The sequence below is a fragment of the Micromonospora sp. I033 genome, assembly GCF_053890995.1.
In genome coordinates this window covers 1-2,369 of sequence record NZ_JBSSLX010000373.1, presented here as the reverse complement: position 1 = coordinate 2,369, position 2,369 = coordinate 1, and the positions used below count along the sequence as shown (strand labels likewise).

2 protein-coding genes are annotated in these 2,369 nt (G+C 78.0%); one reads left to right on the top strand and one right to left on the bottom strand.

What is annotated here, in order from left to right; all coding sequences use genetic code 11:
- Positions 1-1,557, top strand: a 1,557-nt coding sequence (locus ACW0Q9_RS30245; RefSeq protein ID WP_456187140.1) for a transglutaminaseTgpA domain-containing protein, incomplete at its 5' end; no start/stop codon positions are given.
- Between the two features lie 72 nt (positions 1,558-1,629).
- Here ACW0Q9_RS30245 and ACW0Q9_RS30240 read toward each other — a convergent pair.
- Positions 1,630-2,369 (bottom strand): SDR family oxidoreductase (locus ACW0Q9_RS30240; protein WP_456187138.1); only part of this gene is annotated, 740 nt, incomplete at its 5' end.

The following is a 2,369-nucleotide window of genomic DNA, read 5'->3' as shown; positions in this document are numbered from 1 at the left end:
GCCCCGGTGGTGGCCGGCCAGGTCGACGACCGGCCGGTCGACCCGCGCCGCTACGTCGAGCCGCCGCAGGTGGAGTCGCTGGACGAGAACCCACTGATCCGGATCTCGGGGTGGGCGCTCAACCCGGACCAGAAGCTGCTCGACGTGCGGACCGAGGCGGGCGCGGCGGATGCGGGGCCGCCGCGGATCCGGCTGGCCGTGCTCAGCGACTACGACGGGGTGACCTGGCGGGTCGGCGCGACGTACCGCAACGCGGGGCGGATCCTGCCGGCCGCCGAGCCGGTGGCGGGCGCCGCCACCGATCCGGTGCGCCAGGAGATCACCGTGGCCGACCTGACCGGCCGGCTGCTGCCCGCCGTGCCGACCCCGCGCGAGGTGACCGGCGCGCGGGTGGCGTACGACCCGGAGACCGGGACGCTGATCCGGCCGGAGGGGCTGGCGCCGGGGCTGCGCTACACGGTCGCCTCGCTCCGGGAACGCCCCGACGTGAACCTGCTCAGCACGGCGAACGTGCCGGCCGGCGACGCGGTGGCCCGGGTGCTGCGGGTGGCCGACGGGGCGCCGGAGCAGCTGCGCCGGCTCGCCACCCAGCTCGCCGAGGAGAACGGTGCGCCGTACGCCCGGGCCACCGCGATCGCGGACTTCCTCGCCGAGCACTACCGGGTCACCGCGGACGCGCCGAGCGGGCACGCGTACCCGAACCTGGCGTTCTTCCTCTTCGGACCGCGCAACGGCGGCGGGCAGCGGGGCACCTCCGAGCAGTTCGCGGCGGCGTTCGCGGTGCTGGGCCGGCTGGCCGGCCTGCCCACCCGGGTGGTGGTCGGCTTCGAGCCGAAGGCGGACGGCCCGGTCCGGGCGGCGGACGCGTACGCCTGGCCGGAGGTGCTGTTCGAGGGCGTCGGCTGGGTGCCCTTCGACCCGATGCCGCGCCCGGACGAGCAGCCGCGCCCGGTGGAGGAGGACTTCCGGCCGAAGCCGGAGGATCCACCCCCGTCCGAGGTGCCCGCGCCGACCGTGGAGCCCACCGCCACACCGCCCGCGGCCGCCGGGCCCGAGCGGCGCGGCGGGGCCGGTGGGCCGGGCACGCCGGTGCTGGTGGGTGGCGGCGTCGGTGGCCTGGCGCTGCTGGTCGGGGCACTGCTGCTGAGCCTGGCCGCACTGCGCCGCAAGCTGACCCGGGCGCGGCTGGCGCAGGGTGACCCGGGCCGCCGGATCGCCGGCGCCTGGCGGGAGGTCACCGACGCGCTGCGGCTGGCCGGCCACCCGGCCGGCGCGGACCTGTCCGCCGCGGAGGTCGCCGCGCACGCCGGCCGTACCCTCGCCGAGGCGCGGGCCGGGCGGACCCCGGGTGAGCATTTCGCACCCGGTGGCGAGGTGGACGAGCTGGCCGGGCTGCTCAACCAGGTGGCCTTCGCCCCGGGCACCGCCACCCCGGCCCAGGCCGACCGGGCGGCGGCGCTCGCCACCGCCTACGTCACCGCCCTTCGCGCCACCCGCCCCCGCCGAGGCCGTCTGCTGTGGAGTGTCCATCCCGGCCCGTTGCGCTGGCACCGCTGACCCACGACCGGGTCTTCATCCCGGCGAACAACGCCTACGGCGATCCGGCCCCGGCCACGGTCGCGGCGGCTCCTACCGATCCGCGGCGCGCAGCTTCCGGACGAGCTTGCGCAGGCCGGCCTGCCAGCCGTCCGGGTCCTCGGCGCGGCGGCGGGCGTAGCCGGCGACCTCCGGGTGCGGCAGGATGAGGAACCGCTCCTCGGCCAGCCCGGCGATGGTGGCGTCGGCGACCTGGTCGGGGGTGAGCACCGCGCCGGAGGCGGCGATCACCCGGGCGCCCAGGTGCCCGGCGGCCAGGCCGTCGGCGAGCATCGGGGTGTCCACGCCCTGCGGGCAGAGCGCGCTGACCCGGACGCCGGCGTCCCGGTAGGTGATGGCCAGCCACTCGGCGAGGCCGACCGCCGCGTGCTTCGTCGCGGTGTACGGGGCGTCGCCCACCGCGGTCAGCACACCCGCCGCCGAGCAGGTGAAGAGCAGGTACCCCTGGCCGCGGCGGACCATCGCCGGCAGCGCCGCCCGGGCGCTGTGCACGTGCCCCATCACGTTGACCCGCCAGGCGCGTTCCCAGTCCGCGTCCGACGCCTCCACTCCCCCACCGGTGGCCACGCCGGCATTGGCGCAGAACAGGTCGATCCGGCCGTACCGGCGCTCGGTCTCGTCGACCAGCGCCCGCACCTGCGCCTCGTCGGTGACGTCGAGCCCGACGCCGTGCGCCACCGGGCCGATGCCCTCGGCCACCACGCGTGCCGCCCCGGCGTCCAGGTCGGCCAGGACGACGGCGGCGGCGCCCTCGGCGGCGAACCGGCGGCCGA